The 19,420-nt window shown below is 54.4% G+C and carries 16 protein-coding genes and 1 pseudogene; 4 read left to right on the top strand and 13 right to left on the bottom strand.

Translation table 11 applies throughout. The annotated features are described in order from the left end of the window. Nucleotides 1–26 precede the first annotated feature (26 nt). Nucleotides 27–251, bottom strand: coding sequence for a photosystem I reaction center subunit IV (locus ACVWYZ_RS08415; protein ID WP_011432873.1), 225 nt, complete (start codon nucleotides 249–251; stop codon nucleotides 27–29). 119 nt (nucleotides 252–370) lie between these two features. Here ACVWYZ_RS08415 and ACVWYZ_RS08410 point away from each other — a divergent pair, with 119 nt between their 5' ends. Both ACVWYZ_RS08410 and ACVWYZ_RS08405 read left to right on the top strand, forming a co-directional pair. Further along, a complete protein-coding gene (locus tag ACVWYZ_RS08410) occupies nucleotides 371–1,255 on the top strand; it encodes a penicillin-binding transpeptidase domain-containing protein (protein WP_457466777.1) in 885 nt (294 codons plus the stop codon). 117 nt (nucleotides 1,256–1,372) lie between these two features. Beyond that, nucleotides 1,373–1,525, top strand: coding sequence for a chlorophyll a/b-binding protein (locus tag ACVWYZ_RS08405; protein ID WP_011429120.1), 153 nt, complete (start codon nucleotides 1,373–1,375; stop codon nucleotides 1,523–1,525). Between the two features lie 232 nt (nucleotides 1,526–1,757). Here ACVWYZ_RS08405 and ACVWYZ_RS08400 read toward each other — a convergent pair whose 3' ends face one another. From ACVWYZ_RS08400 to ACVWYZ_RS08345, 12 genes are all read right to left on the bottom strand, one after another. Further along, complete coding sequence (locus ACVWYZ_RS08400) at nucleotides 1,758–3,434, bottom strand: NAD+ synthase (protein WP_457466793.1); 1,677 nt, start codon at nucleotides 3,432–3,434, stop codon at nucleotides 1,758–1,760. Nucleotides 3,435–3,483: 49 nt separating this feature from the next. Then, nucleotides 3,484–6,693, bottom strand: a complete 3,210-nt coding sequence (locus ACVWYZ_RS08395) for a PAS domain S-box protein (RefSeq protein WP_457466776.1) — start codon at nucleotides 6,691–6,693, stop codon at nucleotides 3,484–3,486. Nucleotides 6,694–6,903: 210 nt separating this feature from the next. Then, on the bottom strand, nucleotides 6,904–8,775 hold the full coding sequence (gene uvrC / locus ACVWYZ_RS08390; protein WP_457466775.1) for an excinuclease ABC subunit UvrC: 1,872 nt from the start codon (nucleotides 8,773–8,775) through the stop codon (nucleotides 6,904–6,906). A gap of 381 nt (nucleotides 8,776–9,156) precedes the next feature. Beyond that, nucleotides 9,157–9,429: a hypothetical protein gene (locus tag ACVWYZ_RS08385; protein WP_457466774.1), complete on the bottom strand. Its 273-nt coding sequence runs from the start codon at nucleotides 9,427–9,429 to the stop codon at nucleotides 9,157–9,159. Between the two features lie 47 nt (nucleotides 9,430–9,476). After that, entirely contained in the window at nucleotides 9,477–9,815 is a 339-nt protein-coding gene (locus ACVWYZ_RS08380; RefSeq protein WP_414343083.1) for a HepT-like ribonuclease domain-containing protein, read from the bottom strand. Beyond that, nucleotides 9,805–10,095: a nucleotidyltransferase family protein gene (locus ACVWYZ_RS08375; RefSeq protein WP_457466773.1), complete on the bottom strand. Its 291-nt coding sequence runs from the start codon at nucleotides 10,093–10,095 to the stop codon at nucleotides 9,805–9,807. The genes ACVWYZ_RS08380 and ACVWYZ_RS08375 overlap by 11 nt, the downstream gene beginning before the upstream one ends. Nucleotides 10,096–10,298: 203 nt before the next feature. Further along, complete coding sequence (locus ACVWYZ_RS08370) at nucleotides 10,299–10,634, bottom strand: putative toxin-antitoxin system toxin component, PIN family (protein WP_414329508.1); 336 nt, start codon at nucleotides 10,632–10,634, stop codon at nucleotides 10,299–10,301. Then, nucleotides 10,624–10,848: a hypothetical protein gene (locus tag ACVWYZ_RS08365; RefSeq protein WP_414329510.1), complete on the bottom strand. Its 225-nt coding sequence runs from the start codon at nucleotides 10,846–10,848 to the stop codon at nucleotides 10,624–10,626. The genes ACVWYZ_RS08370 and ACVWYZ_RS08365 overlap by 11 nt, the downstream gene beginning before the upstream one ends. A gap of 258 nt (nucleotides 10,849–11,106) precedes the next feature. Beyond that, entirely contained in the window at nucleotides 11,107–12,759 is a 1,653-nt protein-coding gene (locus tag ACVWYZ_RS08360) for a hypothetical protein (protein WP_457466772.1), read from the bottom strand. A gap of 7 nt (nucleotides 12,760–12,766) precedes the next feature. Continuing rightward, nucleotides 12,767–13,531, bottom strand: coding sequence for a protein phosphatase 2C domain-containing protein (locus ACVWYZ_RS08355; protein ID WP_414388693.1), 765 nt, complete (start codon nucleotides 13,529–13,531; stop codon nucleotides 12,767–12,769). Nucleotides 13,532–13,542: 11 nt separating this feature from the next. Then, the gene (locus ACVWYZ_RS08350; RefSeq protein WP_457402124.1) at nucleotides 13,543–14,382 is read right to left on the bottom strand and encodes a VWA domain-containing protein; all 840 of its coding nucleotides are present in this window, start codon (nucleotides 14,380–14,382) and stop codon (nucleotides 13,543–13,545) included. Between the two features lie 20 nt (nucleotides 14,383–14,402). Then, nucleotides 14,403–14,723 carry a hypothetical protein gene (locus ACVWYZ_RS08345; protein ID WP_457466771.1) on the bottom strand — a complete coding sequence of 107 codons (321 nt, stop codon included), beginning with the start codon at nucleotides 14,721–14,723 and terminating at the stop codon, nucleotides 14,403–14,405. A 293-nt stretch (nucleotides 14,724–15,016) separates the two neighbouring features. Between ACVWYZ_RS08345 and ACVWYZ_RS08340 the strand changes: the two are divergent. Together ACVWYZ_RS08340 and ACVWYZ_RS08335 are read left to right on the top strand one after the other, a co-directional pair. After that, nucleotides 15,017–15,184 (top strand): annotated as a pseudogene (locus ACVWYZ_RS08340) (tyrosine-type recombinase/integrase); the annotation flags it as partial. A 241-nt stretch (nucleotides 15,185–15,425) separates the two neighbouring features. Further along, entirely contained in the window at nucleotides 15,426–19,388 is a 3,963-nt protein-coding gene (locus tag ACVWYZ_RS08335; protein WP_457466770.1) for a magnesium chelatase subunit H, read from the top strand. Nucleotides 19,389–19,420 lie beyond the last annotated feature (32 nt).

The raw sequence follows: 19,420 nt of genomic DNA, 5'->3' as shown, positions 1-19,420 counted from the left end.
TCCCCGGCATCAGAACCCTTGTTGGTTTAGCTGGCCGCAGCTTTGGCCTTGGCTTTGGGAGCTTCCAACACTTCCAGTTCATCTTCGCGGAAGTTGTTGGTGTTGATGTTGTAGTAGTTGATCTTGTCAAAGCGGACGATCACCGGGTAGAGAATGCCGCTGGTATCCACCGCCGCAACCGTTCCCACATCCCGGTACCAGTAGGATTCTTTCCGCAGCACACGAACTTTGGCACCACGCTGAATTGCCATGAGGGTTATCTCCATTGACCTGAACTCAGATTACCCTAGTCCGTGAGAAGGCTGCGATTTCCGAATTTTTGTAACAGGGATCCGCTTTTGTCTGGCTGGGTTTTCGGGGCCAACAGCAGATGAACCGTCGCACCTGTGGAGCCTGGCTGTTGGGTTCTGCTTTGACCTGGGGCTTGCAGGGGAAATCTGCAGGGCTGCCCCATCCGCGCGATTTTGCCGCCGTCCTCAACCTGAACACCGGTCGTTTAACAAGGGTTTGGCAGCCGGAGCAGGCTTCCAGAATCAGGGCCAGCCCTGGCTCAACCGTCAAATGCGCCGTTGCCGCCGCTGCTCTGCAGACCGGGATCAGCTCCGGCGAGCGCTTGATCCACTGCCCGGGTTGGTGGGATCCGCCGCCGCAACTGGGGTTGGGCCGCCTACCCTGCTGGGATCCCCGCGGCCATGGGGCTTTGAACTTGCGCCAGGCCCTGGCCCACTCTTGCAACGTGCATTTTTACCAGTTGGGCTGGGAGCTGGGGGCCAATACCCTGGTGGAGTGGCTGCGGCGCTTCGGCCTAGGGAGTGTGCAGAATACAACTCCGGCTCCGCTCTTGGCGACCGGTCTGGCTGGGCCGGTGGATCCCTGGGAGCTGTTGGTTTATGGGGGCGTGATTGCCCGCCGAGGTGTACCCCTTTCTGGCGAGGTCTCTCTGCCTGCCCTCTCTTTACCGGAGTGGATTTGGGAGGCTCTCCATGCTGGCATGAGCCTGGCGGCAACAGCGGGCACCTGTCGCGGCATTGCCCCAGAAGGGATCCCAGTGGCAGCCAAGTCTGGCACCATCCTCAATCCTCAACGACGAGGACGACCAATTCTCTGGGCAGAAGATTTTCAAGCCTGGTTGCTGGCCTTTTGGCCCCTGCCGGATCCCAACTGGACGCTGGTGCTGCACCTGCATCAGGGCAAAGCCTATGAGGCGGCCATTCCCCTGGCGCGGCAGATCATCGCCGCCATTGGCAGCGGGTGACCACCTTGCTTGCGATCATGAAGAAATGCAAACTATACTGAAGGTCAAGTGCCGTTCTCGTTTTTCGCTCTTTACGGATCCCACTCCCTGTCGTTCCCATTTACCCTGGAGGTTCTCATGTCTAATCCCAATTTGTCTGAGCCCAAGTTTGGCTTTAACGAGTATGCCGAGCGCCTCAACGGTCGGGCTGCCATGATTGGCTTCGTGTTGGCCATTGTCATCGAAGCGGTGACGGGCCAAGGCGTTGCTTCCTGGCTGGGCCTGATCTAAGAGACCTCAACTTACCGCCTTTTGGCTTTTCCTTGGGTCTGCTGGCTTGCAGGCCCTTTATTGTATTGAGCAGGGTATTGAGCAGGAAGCGTGACTGCACCAGTTGTAGCCGTTCTGAATGGCAACAAAGCTTGAGCGGGCACCAACTACTCCAAGCAATTCCGACAGCGCCGAATCTTTCCCTTTCTCCCTCTGACGGAGGAGCTGGTGTGAGGGTATCCCACTAGTTCCATTAGATGATCCCTTCCTGCCGCTTGGCGATTGGCATCCGCCAGCCGGTGCCGAAGGCGCGATCGGTGATGCGCAGCCCAGGGGGAGCTTGGTGTCGCTTGAACTCGGCATTCTGAACCAGCCGCAGCACCTGCTGCACCGTGTCGGGATCGAACCCTTGAGCCACCAACTCGGGGCCGGATTGATGCTGCTCGATGTGCCGCTGCAGGATCTTGTCCAGCAAATCGTAGGGGGGCAAGCTGTCGCTATCTTGTTGACCGGGTCGCAATTCCGCTGAGGGGGGCTTGGTCAGAGTAGCAAGCGGGATCCGCTCCTGCTGTCGGTTGATCCAGCGGGCCAAGCGGTACACCCAGGTTTTGGGCACATCGGAGATCACCGCCAGGCCGCCGGACATATCCCCGTAAATGGTGCAGTAGCCCACTGCTAGCTCTGATTTGTTGCCTGTGGTCAGGAGCAGCCGCCCGAACTTGTTGGAAAGGGCCATGAGGAGGGTGCCGCGAATGCGAGATTGCAGGTTTTCTTCCGTGATGTCTGGGGGGAGGCCGGCAAAGGGCTCTGCCAAAAGCTGGTGGTAGCTCTCCATGATGGACTGAATCGGCAGCTTCAGGGTCGGGATCCCCAGGTTTTGCGCCAGTTGGTAGGCGTCGGTCAGGCTGCCAGGGCTGGAATAGGGAGAGGGCATGAGCACCCCCAGCACCCGCTCCGGCCCCAAGGCATCGGCGGCGATCACAGCAGTGACGGCAGAATCGATCCCTCCCGACAGGCCCAATAGCACCTCGCGAAAGCCACATTTGCTGACGTAATCGCGGGTGCCCAAAACCAAGGCTTCGTACAGCTCGGCTTCTGGTTCGGTCGGCCAGCGGGATCCCGCGGTCGGTGGGCTCTGGTCTGGGTTGGGAGACTGCGTCAACTCGTCCACATCCAGGATGAGGTGATCCGGCTGAAAGGCAGCCGCTTGGGCCACAACCCGACCCCAGCGATCCAGGGCGCAACTGGCCCCATCGAAGATCAAATCATCATTGCCCCCCACCTGATTGACGTAGAGAATGGGCAGGGCGTGCTTGCGGGCCAGGGATCCCAGCATCTCCACCCGCAACTTCTGTTTGCCCAGGCTGAAGGGGGAAGCCGAGAGGTTAATCAGCAGGTCGGCACCGCAGCGGGCCATCTGTTCCACCGGATCCCAGTGGTAGCGGCGGTGCTGCCAAAAATCGCGGTCGTTCCAAATGTCTTCACAAATGGTAAAGCCCAGGCGGCGGCCACGGTACTCGATGGGTTGGGGCTGGGATCCCGGCTCAAAATAGCGATCTTCGTCGAAGACATCGTAGGTGGGCAAGAGCGACTTCTGAAACCAGTGGCGGATCTGGCCCCCCTCCAGCCAGGCAGCAGCATTGTAAAGGGGCCGACCCTCAGGCAGAGGATTGGGCTGCACGGATCCCACGACCACCGGAATGCTGGCCTGTAGCCGACTGGCCAAGTGCTGCAAAACTTGGTTCGCTCTCTCGATCAGGGCCGGGTAGAGCAACAAATCGCGGGGTGGATATCCCAGCAACGCCAGCTCCGAGGTGATGGCCAACTCTGCTCCCGCCGCCGCCACTGCCTCAACCGCTGAACGGATGCGCTCGGCATTTCCGCTTAGATCGCCGACGATGTAGTTCAGTTGCAACAGCGCTACCTTCACCCTGCCCCCCATATGGTAAATCTCACCATAAGTGGCCCAAACCGAATCGTCAACAAGATTTGGCTACAGGCAGGCGAAGAACAAAGGTAGTTTGGTGGGCGGTGCTCTCCACCTGCAAAGAGCCACCCAAGTGGTTGGCAATGGCTTGGGCCAGAGCCAATCCCAAGCCTGTTCCCCCCTGCTGCCAGGGATCCGAGTGGGGGATGCGATAAAACTGCTCGAAAATGCGTTCTTGTTCTTCGAGGGGAATGGTGGTGCCTGTGTTGGTCAAGCGCAGCTCCCAGCGGTCGGAACCTAAAGCAACAGCCTCTAGGACAATGTGTTTGCCGGCGGGCGTAAATTTGTGGGCATTGGTCAAAAGCTCACAGACCAAGCGTTCCAACAGGCGAGGATGGGTGTGCAAATAGGGCAAGTGGGGATCCCAGTGAACTTGTAGAGTTTGCTGCCGCTTGCGCATCTGGTCTTGGAACCGATTGATGAGAGGTGCCAAAAGGAAAGGCAAGTTAACCTTCTCAGAGGGCAGCGTAAGCCTATCGCCCAACAAAGTTTGTAGATCCAGAAGATCGTTAATTAGGGAGATCTTTCGCTTGCACTCCTGCTCCAGAACCTCAAGATATTGAATTTGCTTAGGGGTAAGGGGGGAGGTTTGATGGCTTAACCTTAACAGGTGAACCGAGAGGCTAATGCTGTTGAGGAGAGTGCGCAGCTCATGGGAGACGGCGGCCAGGAAGTTATCCCTAATTTGGCTGAGTTTTTTCAATTCCGTCACCTGAGCCTGGCTGCTGAGGTAGAGCCTGGCCTGTCGCAAGGCAATCGCGCACTGGGCCGCCATTTGCTGGGCCAAATCGATTTCCCAATCGCTAAAACTCTCCTCAGGAGGCCGAGCCAGCCACAGATCCCCAAGAATGCCCTGATCGTCCGCAATGGGGCAGGCCAGCTTGGTCAGATAGGGGGGCAAAGTGTCGGGATCCCGTTGGCGATCCCGAGCGCACAGTTGAAAGCACCAGCCTCGCCATAGCTGTTCGTAGAAGAGGGGAAAATCTCTCATCCAAACCCGAGCCCCAACCTCAGAGGTCGAAAGCGTCGTGTATTCATAGCTGATCAGGGAGTAGGTTCGGCGGCTATCGTAAAGGCCGACATTGCAAAAAAGAACGCCCAAAAATTTCCCCAGCTCGTTCACAACCGTCTGCAAGATCTGCTTTTCGTCCAGAGTTGCCCGTATCTGATGGGTAAGGCGGCGCAGAATCGATTCAAACTGCAAACTGCGTTCCAGTTGCTGGGTTCGCTGTTGCACCAGGGCTGTTAATTCAGCTTCTCGTGTTTGCTGGGCCAGCTCCAGGCGCTTGCGCAGGGTGATATCGCGCACCAAAACAATGGCCTCATCCGGCCCAAAGGGCAACAGACGGGCCTCACGATATTCCGGCAATGCTTCCGCCGCGTCTTGAGAAATTTGAGGAAGCGGATATTCAATAACCTGAATTTCTCCCGTTTGAAAGGCTTTCTCCAACAAGGGAGCAAAGTAGATTTTCCAATGCTCTGGAAACAGATCCTGAATGTACTGGTTAGGATAGCGGTCATCGGGATAGGCCGATGCAAATCCTTTGGGGGGCTTGTAGGACAGGATTAGCCCTTGCCGATCCACCTGCAGAATCATGTCTGGAATCACTTCGTAAAGGGCGCGGTAACGTGCTTCGCTGCGGGCCAGATCGGCCAAACTTTCTCGCAGGTGAGTTTCGGCCCTTTTTCGCTCGGAAATATCTTCTAGAAATTGGATGGCAAACAGAGGCTCGTTTTGAGCGTTTCGCACTACAGACAGTTGCAGGCGAACCCAGATCTCTCTGCCATCTTTACGGCGGATCACCTTTTCATATTCATAGTTGCTAGCGTATCCGGCAATCAATTCATTCCAGAGTATCTCGCCCCGTTCTCGGTCTTCGGGATAGGGAGTGTAATCTTCCGCTTTCAGAGCCGACCAATCTTCCTCGCTGTACCCTGTAATCTCTGCCATTGCCGGGTTGAGGCTGAGATACCGGGGATCAGGATCCAAGCTCATCAGAGCAATCCCTTGGCTACAGAAGTTGAAGATCCCCTGCAATTGGTTTTGAATTTCCTCAAGAGCAGATTTGATGGATCGGCGCTCGCTAATATCATCCAGGAAGTAAACGGCAAATAGAGGCTTTTGTTCTTCATCTCTAACAACATAAACCTGGGACTTTGTCCAGATGATTTGGCCATTCTTTCGGGTGTAGCGATGTTCCCATTCATAATGACTGCGCCGGCCATCAACCAACTCCTGCCAAAGTTTTTTTAGAGTTTCAACATCGGCCAAGTCTGGGATACAAGCCTCCAGAGGCAAAGCCTTCAATTCCTCTGCAGAATATCCTGTTATATCCTTGAGGGCTGAGTTCATGCCATGCGGACTAGCTTCTGGCTCAAGAGGCAGCAGAGAGATGCCCAAATTGCAGGACTCCACAATTCCCCAGAATCGCTGTTGAATCTCCAACAAGGCCAGCTCTAGACGCTTGCGCTCGGTAATATCTTGAATGCAGCCAAGCACGCAATTTGCTCCGTAGGGAACTATGCAAATTTCTTGGTAACGGAGCTCTCCCGCTGAGTTGGTTAGGGGATATTCCAAGGTTTGCTGGGATCCGCTGCTCAAGCAACGGTCAATCAGCCTCCGGAGTTGGTCGCTAACTTCAGAGTCGAACAGCTCTTGCACTGCTTTTCCCTGAATATGCTCTGCTGAGAGTGAAGCAAAATAAGTATTCTCCGGGGAAGAAATCAGCTCTAGGCATTGGCCTTCTCGGCTAAAAATCATCAAGGCTTGTGGAATAGCGCAAACCAGCCTTTCGTAGCGGAGTTGGCTCTCTGCAAGCGCTTGTTCAGCCCGCTTCTGTGCCGTGATGTCTTCCACATACCCCTCAAAATAGAGGGGATCCCCTGCTGGATTGCGGACGACTTGAATTTGTTCTCGCACCCACAAGTCCAAGCCCTTGCGACTGTGGATCAAAAACTCTTGCGCCACTCTCCCGTCGCCAACTTTGCCTGCAAGCAAATCCTGGAAAAACCGGCGACGACCGGCAGCGTCAGCATAGAGATGATGGCCAAAATCCGACAGATGGCGCATCAAATGGGCAGAGGAAGTATAGCCGTATATCTCGGCAAGCTTGGCATTGGCAAACCGGTACCGTCCCTGCAGATCCGCACGAAAGATCCCGATGGGAGCATTCTCCAGGAGCACATCGAGTCCGGCCAACATCAGGATCCCCTATGTTTTCGCAAGCAGTACTAGGGCACTAAGAACGCCTGCCCCTGAGATTATGTATCATCTTTGCTTTGAGCGATGTTTTCCGCACTACAAGTTCCCCCGTGATCTCGTAAAATCACGGGCGAGGAAGGGTGCTCAGGCTTCTGTGGATATCACCCCACCGAGTGCTGGGGGAGCAGGGATCCCTGCGCGGATTCTCAACTACTCCACCTGCGCTGTCTCCGGGGATTCCGCCTGAGTTTCTGGGTGAAAGTAGCGGTAAATCTGTCGGGCAATCTTCGGGCCAATGCCGGGCACTTGAGCCAACTGGTCTTCTGAAGCCACCTGAATGCGGGCAATCGACCGAAATTCTTCCATCAGCAGCTTTTGCCGATACTTGCCCAAGCCGGGGATCTCGTCCAGCGTAGAGGCATGTTGACGCGCTTTCCGTTGCTGGCGATGAAAGGCGAGAGCAAATCGGTGGGCCTCATCTCGCAGGCGTTGCAACAACAAGCGAGCCGGATCTTGGGCCGGCAACCGCAAGGGCACGGGATCCCCCGGCAGAAAGATCTCTTCTTCTCGTTTGGCCAAGGCAATTACCGGCAGGTGATCCAGCCCCAAATCCGCCAAGACGGCCATGACTGCCGACAACTGCCCCTTGCCCCCGTCGATGAGCACCAAATCCGGCTGATCCTCAGGGGTCATTTTGCTGAAGCGACGCCGGGCCACTTCTGCATGGCTGGCAAAATCATCGGAGTGACCGGGGCGCACCTCAGGGTTGCGAATCTTGTAGCGGCGGTAGTGCTGTTTGGCAGGCAGGCCATCGATAAACACCACCTGACTGGCCACAGCATCGGATCCCTGAATGTGGGAAATATCGTAGGCTTCTAGGCGACGGGGCACATCCGGCAAATCCAAGACCTCTGCCAAGCGCTCCAAGGCCACAGCATCCCGATCCGCCAGGCGCTGGGCGCGGGTTAGCTCCAGTTCGGCATTCCGCTCGACCAACTCGATCAGCTCGGCTTTGCTCTGCCGTTGGGGAGCAATGAGGCTGACCTTGCGGCCTTTTTTCTGGCTCAGCCAAGACTCCAGAAAATCGTGATCGGGCAATTCATACTGGGTCAAAATCTCAGAGGGAATTTCCACCGGATCGCAGTATTGATAATGCTCTTGTAAAGCCCGCTGCAAGATAAGGCCTGGGTCGTCACCGCGGTTTTCGGCCACAAACCCCAGTCGCCCCACCAACTTGCCCGCTCGCACCTGAAACAACTGAATGCAAGCTCGCGAATCGTTCATGGCTAAGGCCAGAGCATCACGGCTGGCGGTAGAATTGGGCAAAGAAACCTTCTGGGATTCTCCCAATTGTTCCAGACCACGAATTTGATCCCGATATCGTGCGGCTGCCTCATAATTTTCCTGTTCGGCGGCCTGGATCATCTTCTCCTGCAGCTCTCGGATCAGCTCATCTGTCTGGCCTTGGAAGATCATGGCCACTTGAGCCAGCGTCTTGCGATACTCTTCTGGGCTGATCAAGCCTTGGCATACTCCGGGGCAGCGCCCAATGTCGTAGTTCAAACAGGTGCGATCTTTGTACAGAGGTTTGGGCCGTTGGCGCAAGGGAAAAATCCGTTTGACCAGTCCAAGGGTGTGGCGCAATAGACCAACATCCGTGTAGGGGCCGTAATATTTATCTTGATTCCGATCAAGGCGACGATGGCGGGTGATGTAAAGCTGGGGATAAGGCTCTGACCAGGTAATGCACAAATAGGGATACTTTTTGTCATCCTTGAGAAGAACATTGTAGGGGGGCTGATGGGTTTTAATCAGATTATCTTCTAGGGCTAAAGCTTCACTTTCATTATCGGTAACGATAAACTCGATCTCGCAAACCTGAGCTACCATGCGCTGAATGCGAGGAGGCAGGTCGCCGGTAAAGCGGAAATAAGATCGCACGCGAGAGCGCAACTTCTTGGACTTGCCCACATAGAGAATCTGATCTGTGGCATCTCGCATCAAATATACGCCGGGTTCAGCAGGAATCTCCTTGAGACGGCTCTCTAGAACGTCACGGTTGTGAATCAGAGGGACAGTCATAAAGTTCAGTTCTACCGGGTAGAGTCAGGGATCCCATGACTTCAATCTAGCAATGATACGACTTTCCCTGGCAACACCGACTTCAGCCCCTGTAGAGGTATAGTCATTCCGAATAAGTCTGGGACATTTGCCCTGCCTTCGATCTCTAACCGGCCAACACAAACATACCCCTTATCTGTCTCCCGAAGCAGACTAGGGGAACCTGGGATCCCCAAGTTGCTTTCCTGCAGTCTGAAACAACCATATATCCTGGCCCAGAGGGATCCTCATCTAACTTAATTGCCTCTATTTCCGATGCTGCTCCGGCAATTTGTCGGATTCATCCTCATCAGCGTTTTGTGCAGATTGGGATCCACATAACTCCAGACACCGCGCCTTTGCTTAGGTACGGGCTGAGAAGGAAACTTCCGGCTCCTCCGAGCCAACAATGTACGGGTCGTCTCCAAACGAAGTGTATTCGCTGTAGAGCTCGTCAGCAGTCATGCTGGGCCGCAAAGCCTCAATCAAAAACTCGTCGACGATACGCTTACAAGCGGCAATTGCGGCTTCGAGGGTCTCAAACTTTCCGTACTCGTACTCTTTATATTTCTCCACATCGTGGAAGTTGTCGGCAACCACCACAGTAAATGGGCGCGCTGGATCGGAGCCGGGCATGAGGTGAGGTCTAATGCTGCTGTTACTTCCGACATTATACATTTCTCTTAAGGGTTTATCAATTGTCGAAGAGAGGTTTCTAATAAAATAAGATCTTCTTGAATCGTTTGCCAGATGATGGACAAACTCACTTGAAAATACTCATGGATCACAATATTCCGCATTCCCCGCATTTCGTCCCATGGAATTTCAGGATGCGAAGCCTCCACCTCTGGTGGAATGCCGCGAACTGCTTCACCAATAATTGCAAGATTATACAAAACTGCCCCAACTGTCTTTCGATCGACTTGAAATTCATCGAACGTGATGTCTTTTATAAACTCTCGGATCTCTTCAATCGCAGCTAGCACGTCTCTTACTCTGTTCTGCCAATCTCTAGAAGGCACGAACCACCTCCCGGAGAACGGATTCTTGCAGATAGGGCTTGAGGGAGTCAGGCGTACCTAGATCAACCGGACTCTCTAAAATTTTCTCTAGATATCGTTTCAAGCGTACAAAAGTGAACAATCCAACTGGACGGTCAAACTCTACTAGCAGATCGATATCACTGTCTGTTTGCGCTTCATCCCTTGCTACTGAACCAAAGAGCATTAGAGACTTTACGCCAAAGTCCTTCAGAGTGTTCTGGTGATTTGCCAGTAATGTAAGGACTTCCTGTTTTTGCATTACCCAACCTGCAATGAAAAGAAAAGTCCATTAGGAATTATAGCTCACCTATTTCCTCTCAATTACGACTCAAACAAAGATTCATAACGCTTTGCAGGTCGCAGGCACAGTTGAGCCGAGGCACACCTTGCAGAGGACAGGGATCCCTGGGTTCCCGCAATGAGGGCATTTGAGCTTGCTCATCATCTTGTCTCTGGGTACATCTAACGGCACGCACATCTTGCTTTGCCATTAACAGCCAGTTCAAGAAACTTGTCATCTTTGGGATCACGACACGTCGCCACGCGCTCTACAATCTCCACCAAGACGCCATCTCTAACAAAAGTGCTCAAGAACTCCATCCGTTCTTCCTCGGTTATATACCTTTCAAATCCTTTGCGCCGCAGGACATCGCTCAATTCTTCAACGGTCACACGTGAGATAAGCAATTTGCCTCTCTGTGTTGCCCTGTCAAAGACTTGACGAGTGACAGAACATCTCAACAGGAGCGCACTGATAACAACATTGGTATCAAAAACAAAGCATGGTTCATTCGACATTCAGCAGAGATTCCAGTATCTCAGGAGTTAAGCCACGCTCCTGTGCTTTTTGGCTAATTTCATCTATGACAACCTGAAGGGGACGCGGTGGTACGATGAGGTCGCGCAGCCAAAGGTTAAGTAACAACTGAAACTTTCTTTGCAGGTCAGCAGGAATTTGACTGTAAAGTCTCGCTGTATCTGCATCCAGAGGAATGGTAATCACTGTGTTCATCTTTCCAACTCCTCGATGTTGGATATTATTACACTTGAGATTAAGTCGCGCTGGCTAACGGCTAAACTCACCCGCCGCCAGTAGGTTTGGGTACTGTTCAAAGATTAGCATCAAGTCGGGTGCAGTGACTTGTTATGTTGGGTAACCCATCAGCCCCAAAAGCATCAGGATCCCCAGCCTCGTTTTGTCCAAGTGGTGCGGAATGGACCCCAACGGAAGATTTTTCTGAATCGCCAGCTCATAGAGTGTGTTGTCCTTTCATAATCGCTTGCCAATTTGGTAACCGAGCACGGCGCCTGCCACGAAACCCCAGAAACCCAAAACTAATGCACCGACGATTCCGAGTATTAATCCGCCAAGGATGCCGTGGGAAGAATCAAATTTCTTTGACGGAGATGTGGTCGATGACGGAGTACCACCAGGAGTAGCACGTCTGCCCGAATAGATAGTATTAAAATGGGAAGAATCAAATTTCTTTGACGGAGATGTGGTCGATGACGGAGTACCAACAGGTGTAGCACGTTTGCCCGAATAGATAGTATTAAAAACTGATTCGTCAGGTTGTGAGATTGGGCGTCGAATCTGTGGAGATGGAGATACAGACGGCTTGACTCCAAGCCATTGGCGAGCTTCTTCCTCGCCTGACAATATTTGAACTTGAGACGGAAGTTCAATTGTCATCTGCAGTCTGTCCCGATACCTACCAATTACGCCAGTAACTTTGACCCACTTGTGAACGAGAGAAAGAGGATCAACTTTATCACGGCGGAACTCAGCCAGGGAAGTCGACCACAAAACAAGTGTAAAGGTTTGGTGTGGGTAAGAACCGAAGTTGAGGAATATGTAAGGTTGTCCGTGCTTAGTTTGTGCAGAATGGTAATCGGTAATCAGTCCGATTACTTCCACCCGGTCGCCGATATGTTCTGAGAGTGAGCCAGAAAGAGAAGCGTCAATGACTGGATACTGGCTGCGCCTTTGGGGAACAGTAACGGCTGGAGCGGGAGGGCGGACTGTGATCTTTGGAAAGGTGAAGTTGCCAGAAATGAACTGATCAAGAGACGGAACTTTATCGAATTCGAGCCTGCAAACGACCCTGAATCTCTCCACAAGAGGGGCAAGTTGGGAGATTCTAGAAATGTCAATGAGAAGTGGAGATGACTCGACATCTGCAAAGTCATTTGAGCGAAATAGGATATTCTCGCTGTTGTTGTACTTGCGCCAGAGAGGGGGCGAAGCGGCGACCGCTGAAAGACCGAGATATATCACGATGGCCGAAAACCGGTCTATCGTTGAATTGTAATGAGCAGCGGTTCTTGAAGGATGCTGATAGTTAAGATGTCCGATCTCATTTGTCCTAAGGCTGGAGAGTTCGGGGAGGTAGAATCCATCATAATCAATAAGGTAGAGCTTCCCTTGCTTGACGAGAATATTACCATGCTGGAGATCCCCGTGAGCTACTTTGAGGCTTTCGAGACGTTCCACCAAAGCGACAAACTCTGGAATGAGCTTAGAAATCTCTCCAGGCTTAGAGATATTGCGGTCGATGAAGGTGTTCAGAGTATCGCCATCGAGCCACTGCATCTTTATGATGGGATGCCACTGGCTGCCAACTCTAATTCCTTCATTAAGACAAATGGCCTTTACAAAAAAACCGTCTGCACAGGATTGCAGGAACCGTCCAATAGCTTCATAGCGTCTCTGCAAATCTGGAATGGCTCTGGTGAAACAGCGGACTGCCCAATGTTGCGAATGATTTTGGAGATGAAATGTGGTTGTGAACCCTCCGGAGTAAGGCTTAGGAATTCCGAACTGATCAGGTTCTGGGATGGAAACCTTTAATTCCGGATCGCTGAAAGCTGTGCTGGGGTTTTGAACTGCAGCTAAGTATTCATCGCCTCTTGGTAATGGCATAACAAATTCAGAGCCTCACTAAGAGTAAGGTGATGTCATCATTTTTCAGGCGGGTAGAACGACGCGCATCATTCGCCCACGCTTTGAATGATTCCTGAGGCGACGAATTCTCGGTAAAACCGTAGAGAATGTTCCAGGGCTTTTCATTGTTCTCATGCTCGGTGAGGAACCAACACGCGAGGGCATCTGTGGCAAGTAGCAAGAGATCGCCTGATTGCCATTCTGCAGTTTGGCGCTTGACTTTCTCCCAGAGTTGCGAATTGCGGGCCAAATTGGTGGAAAGCAAAGTCGGAGAACTTCCAAATTCGCTTGCGCTGGAAATGGGAAAAGAGAGGACAAGATCATCATTGCGGACTTGAAAGAGACAACTGTCACCGACTGCTATTGCTGACCAAGATCCCGATTCGTTTGAATCGTTTGAGTTTGAGGTGAGTTCGACGCCGAGCAGCGTTGCGAAGGCTCCAAGGCGAACCTTTTCTTCTGCAAACCAAGGCAATGGTCTACGGTTTACAAAAGTGTGCCATCGCTTCGATAATATTTCCGTGCGGGCCTGCAGAGCCTGGATGTTCGTGAAGCGTTCTTTGACAAAAGCACGAGTGAGCATCTTAGCCCAATCGGATGCAAAAGAACTCTCAGTTGCACCGTCGGCAATAGCTATTGCAAAAGTCTCCTGATCGATTATGCCATCTATTTTGGGGGCGAAAGCGTCCTCGTAATCGGCTTCTTCATTGCCAAGCTTTTGCAGCCAGAAATGGTGTAGTGAGAGTCTCATAGGTTCCAAAACTAGCGCAGATTGCTTGGACGCGTTCCAATATCCAAGAAACGAATTACCGAAACGATATCAGCGTTGAAAACAAACCCACGGCTTGCCTCCGAGATATGATATCCTTCCTGTTTTGCTGCATTCTGGATGTGTGTTGGCAGTATGCTCGACATACTGAAGAGTAAGCGGGCAAACTCATCGGGCAGTCCGCTATCGGAGTCTGGAAATTCAATAGGATTAGCCTTCTGAGAAGACAAGTGAACATTGAATAGCAAAACGTTACCATCAGAGCTCGCTAATGATTTGATTTCGTTTGCAGCATCAGAAGGGTTTCCATCTGTCGCCTCACCGTCTGTTATGTTTATCACAATGGGAGGAAAGCAGGAAGGGTGCTGGGCAATCCAGTCTTGAACGATCGTCTTGGCCTGCGTTAATGCTTGGCACATTGGAGTTCCTCCGTTAGCGACGGGATCAAACCAAATTGGGAACTTGATAGTCTGTTCCACGAGCCCGCCGGCTCCATCATCCACTTTCTTGCTACGCTCCTCGATTCGAGCCGGTGAATTTGCGATTTGGCTAATGGGTGATAAATCCTTGCCAGCGAGAGAGCCCATAAAGGCTGAACCGACTGAAGCACCATAACCAATTACGCCAACATAGTAATAGTCTCGAACTCCATCGCTCTTGGCACACTTGATGACTAAGTTTTGAAGCAGCTTGTTGATTGCATCGGAGACACCATCCGCTTTTCTTTTGTTTGGCCCACTACCACCGAACGGGTCTGACATCGATCCCGACTGGTCAATGAGGAACAAGAAACAACTCGGATTGGCTCGACTAATTTCGGCTTGATATGGCATTGCGATTTCCTTTCAGATTATTACATTATTAATTGTTGACTTGTAGAATGCAGAGCCGCACTTTCACATAACGTCTCGGCAAACAACGCCGCCGTTTTGCGAACTAGCTTCCGGTACTCGAATCGGGACGGCGCCATGGCGAAGGTGAATCCAAGAAGAAGGGCAAGCAGTCCCAGGGTTGCCGCTTGAATGCTCCCGATCTGAATTCGCGTCAGCTCGTTTTGTGCTTGGCGTCCTCTGCGACCGAGTTTGTACCCCGAGCCCGCAGCGATCACCGTGCATGCAAGCAGCGCGATGGCGATCAGTGCCACTGGTTGGTGATAGAGCAACTCGGTCGTCATTAAAAGCTCCCTGTCGCCTAACATGTGTTTCTGCAGCTAGATGACTGATAATCACCTAAGAAGCAGACTTTTCCATTGCCTAGTGTAATGCTGCCCTAATTTGTCTGTATAGTCAACATTTTGAGCGATAATTACCTCCAACGGTTATTTAAGGCACTGGTAACGGTCGATTGGGGCTGCTGTAAACCAGCCTAGAGGTTCGGGCCTGTTTTGTTCTCTGGTAGAGCAGAGCAGGCCCAGGGCTACTAAAAGCCTACTCTGTATCGCTAAAGCGGTACGGAGTCGGGTAGTTTACTTGCCACACCTTCCGCCATAGTTTTGCCACTCATCTCCTGCAAAACGGCTACGACATCCGCACCGTCCAAGAATTGTTGGGCCACAAAGATGTCAAAACCACCATGATTTACACCCATGTGCTGAATAAAGGCGGGCGCGGGGTGAGAAGTCCATTGGATCCTTAGAAGGGGACGCTCTCTGGGGAAGGGATCCTCTTCCCCTTTACAGTACCTCAGCGATCATTGCGAATTATTACGACCCTGCCGCCATGCTCCCAGCAGGGATCCGTTTCTCTGGTAGAACGGGAAACAGACAATAGGGGATCCTGCCTATCGCGTCAGCGGGACGGAGTCCTTTCGCGTTAGCAGGACAGAATCCTTTCCCCGGTTTACCCAATTTTTGCATTGCACGACGGAGAGCGACCGCATGTTTACTCTGGTTAAGCCCATCACCCGCCACGTTACCCCTGCCGAGGTAGGGGATCGCCGCTTGATGAAGGTGGTGTATGTGGTGTTGGAGCCGCAATATCAGAGTGCCCTGACGGCGGCTGCGCAGCGCATCAATGCCCACAACTCCAAGCTGGCGGTGGAGCTGGCCGGCTACCTGGTGGAGGAGCTGCGGGATCCCGCGGGCTATGAGGCTTTTCGGCGGGATCTGGAAACGGCCAATGTCTTTATCGGATCCCTGATTTTTATCGAAGACATTGCCCAGAAGGTGGTGCAGGCGGTGCAGCCCCTGCGGGAGCGGCTGGATGCGGTGGTGGTCTTCCCTTCCATGCCGGAAGTGATGCGCCTGAACAAGATGGGATCCTTTTCCATGGCGCAGCTGGGACAGTCCAAGAGCGCCATTGCCCAGTTCATGCGCAAGCGCCAGCAGGGATCCAACTTCCAGGAGGGGATGTTGAAGCTGCTGCAGACCCTGCCCAAGGTGCTGAAGTATCTGCCCTTCGACAAGGCGCAGGATGCCCGCAACTTCATGCTCAGCTTCCAGTACTGGCTGGGGGGATCCCGCGAGAACCTGGAGAACTTTTTGCTGATGCTGGCGGATCGCTACCTGCCGGGGATGCGGGGGCAGCTCTCCTTTGCCGAGCCGGTCACCTACTTGGAGATGGGCATCTGGCACCCCTTGGCGCCGCAGATGTTTGCCAGTCTGGCGGAGTATTTGGATTGGTACAACGCCCGCGAGGATCTGCCGCAGGACGTGAAGGATCCCTTGGCTCCCTGCGTGGGGTTGGTGTTGCAGCGCACCCACCTGGTGACGGGGGATGATGCCCACTACGTGGCCATGGTGCAAGAGCTGGAGTCGCGCGGGGCGCGGGTGGTGCCGGTGTTTGCCGGGGGTCTAGATTTCTCCAAGCCAGTGAACGAGTTTTTCTGGAACGCGCAGAAGACAGCGCCCATTGTGGATGTGGTCGTGTCGCTAACCGGGTTTGCCCTGGTGGGAGGGCCGGCGCGGCAGGATCACCCCAAGGCGGTGGAAGCGCTGCAACGGCTGAATCGCCCCTACATGGTGGCGCTGCCCTTGGTGTTTCAATCGACGGAGGAATGGGCTGCCAGCGACCTGGGGCTGCACCCGGTGCAGGTGGCTCTGCAGATTGCCATTCCCGAGCTGGACGGGGCCATTGATCCCATCATCCTCTCAGGGCGGGACGCGGCCACCGGCAAAGCTCACGCAATGCAGGATCGGATCGAGCTGATCGCGGCGCGGGCCATTAAATGGGCCAATTTGCGGCGCAAGCCCAAGCTGGAGAAGAAGATCGCCATCACCGTCTTCAGCTTCCCACCGGACAAAGGCAATGTGGGGACAGCAGCCTACTTGGATGTATTTGCCTCTATTCACCGGGTGATGCAGGCCCTGGCCCACAACGGCTATGACCTCGGCCCCGAGCTGCCCAAAACCCCGCAGGAGCTGATGGAGTCCATCCTGCACGATCCCCAGGCCCAGTACGCCAGCCCGGAGCTGAATGTGGCCGCCAAACTGTCGGTGCGGGAGTACGAGGCGCTGACACCCTACGTGAAAGCCATCGAGCAATACTGGGGGCCAGCGCCGGGGCACCTGAATACCGATGGGCAAAATCTGTTGATCTACGGCAAGCACTTTGGCAATGTGTTCATCGGGGTGCAGCCCACCTTCGGCTATGAAGGGGATCCCATGCGGCTGCTTTTTTCCAGGTCAGCCAGCCCCCACCACGGCTTTGCTGCCTACTACACCTACCTGGAGAAAGTTTGGGGGGCGGATGCGGTGTTGCACTTTGGCACCCATGGATCCCTGGAGTTTATGCCGGGCAAGCAGATCGGCATGTCGGGCGAGTGCTATCCGGATAATCTAATTGGATCCCTGCCCAACCTGTACTACTACGCCGCCAACAACCCCAGTGAGGCCACTATTGCCAAGCGGCGGGGCTACGCCTGCACCATCAGCTACCTGACGCCGCCGGCAGAAAACGCCGGCCTCTACAAGGGGCTGCAAGAGCTGCGGGAGATGATCGGCTCCTACCAAACCCTGCGGGAGGGGGCGCGGGGCATCGCCATCGTCAACGCCATCTGCGACAAGGCGCGGCTGGTGAACCTGGACAAGGATGTGGAGTTGCCCCAGGGGGACGCCGCCCAGTTGAGCTTGGAAGATCGGGACACGGTGGTGGGCAAGCTCTACGCCCAGCTGATGGAGATCGAGTCGCGGCTGTTGCCCTGTGGTCTGCACGTCATTGGAGCGCCCCCCACAGCAGAGGAGGCGATTGCCACCCTGGTGAGCATTGCCAGCATTGACCGCCCCGAAGAAGGGATCCTCGGCCTGCCCCGCATTCTCGCCCAAAGCCTGGGCCGGGATATCGATGAGATCTACCGCAACCGGGATCGGGGACACCTGGCGGATACGGAGCTGCTGGATCGCATCAACAAGGCCTGCCAGAAGGCGGTGGCGGCGCTGGTGCAGGAGCAGACCGACGCCCAGGGCCGGGTCGCGCGGGTGGCCAAGCTCAACTTTTTCAACATGGGCCGGCAAGCCCCCTGGTTGGCAGTCCTAAAAGAAGCGGGCTACCCCCAGGTGGATCCGGATCTTTTGAAGCCCTTGTTTGAATTTCTGGAGGAGTGCCTCAAGCAAATTACGGCAGATTATGAGCTGGGATCCCTGCTGCGGGCCTTGGAAGGGGAGTACATTTTGCCGGGGCCAGGAGGGGATCCCATCCGCAACCCCAATGTGTTGCCGACAGGGCGCAACATCCACGCTTTGGATCCCCAGTCCATCCCCACGGCAGCCGCCATCCAGTCGGCGGAGATGGTGGTGGAACGGCTGCTGGCTCGCGAGATGAGCAGTAACGGTGGCCGGTACCCGGAAACCATCTCGGTGGTGCTCTGGGGCACCGACAACATCAAGACCTACGGGGAGTCGCTGGCGCAGGTGCTGTGTTTGCTGGGGGTGCGACCCAAACCCGATGCCCTGGGGCGGGTGAACAAGGTGGAGTTAATCCCCTTGGAGGAACTGGGCCGGCCCCGCATTGATGTGGTGGTGAACTGCTCGGGGGTGTTCCGGGATCTGTTTGTTAACCAGATGGACCTGATCGACCGGGCGGTGAAGCTGGCGGCCGCAGCGGTGGAGCCACCGGAGCTGAACTTTGTGCGCAAGCACGCCTTGCAGCAGGCAGAAGAGCTGGGGCTGACGTTGGAGCAGGCGGCAACGCGGGTCTTTTCCAACGCTTCCGGATCCTACTCCGCCAACATCAACCTGGCGGTGGAAAACAGCTCCTGGGAGGACGAGAGGGAGCTGCGGGAGATGTACCTATCCCGCAAGTCCTTTGCCTTTGGCTCGAATCTGCCTAACCAGCAGATGCGGCAGCTTTTTGAAGCCAGCTTGAAGACGGTGGATGTGACCTTCCAGAACCTGGACTCCTCGGAGATCAGCCTGACCGATGTCAGCCACTACTTCGACGCGGATCCCACCAAGCTGGTGCAAAGCCTGCGCCCCGACGGCAAGGCCCCCTCGGCCTACATGGCGGATACCACCACGCCCAACGCCCAGATCCGCACCCTGAGCGAAACCATCCGTCTGGACGCCCGCACCAAGCTCCTCAACCCCAAGTGGTATGAGGGGATGCTCAAGCACGGCTACGAAGGGGTACGGGAGATCGCCAAGCGGCTGGTCAACACTTCGGGCTGGTCGGCCACGGCAGGTGCGGTGGACAACTGGATCTACGAAGAAACCAACGAGACCTTCATCAAGGATGAGGCCATGCGGCAGCGCTTGATGAACCTCAACCCCCACTCCTTCCGGCGCATTGTCGGATCCCTGCTAGAGGTGCATGGGCGTGGCTATTGGCAGACTTCCCAGGCCAATATCGAGCGCCTGCAGGAGCTGTACCAGGAAGTGGAAGACCGGATCGAGGGGGTGGAGTAATTAATATGGTTGTTTCAGGTTAGCGTGAGACG

The sequence above is a fragment of the Thermostichus sp. MS-CIW-37 genome, from assembly GCF_054060065.1.
Note: the sequence above shows the minus strand (reverse complement) of the source record. Positions and strands in the feature narration are given on the sequence as shown.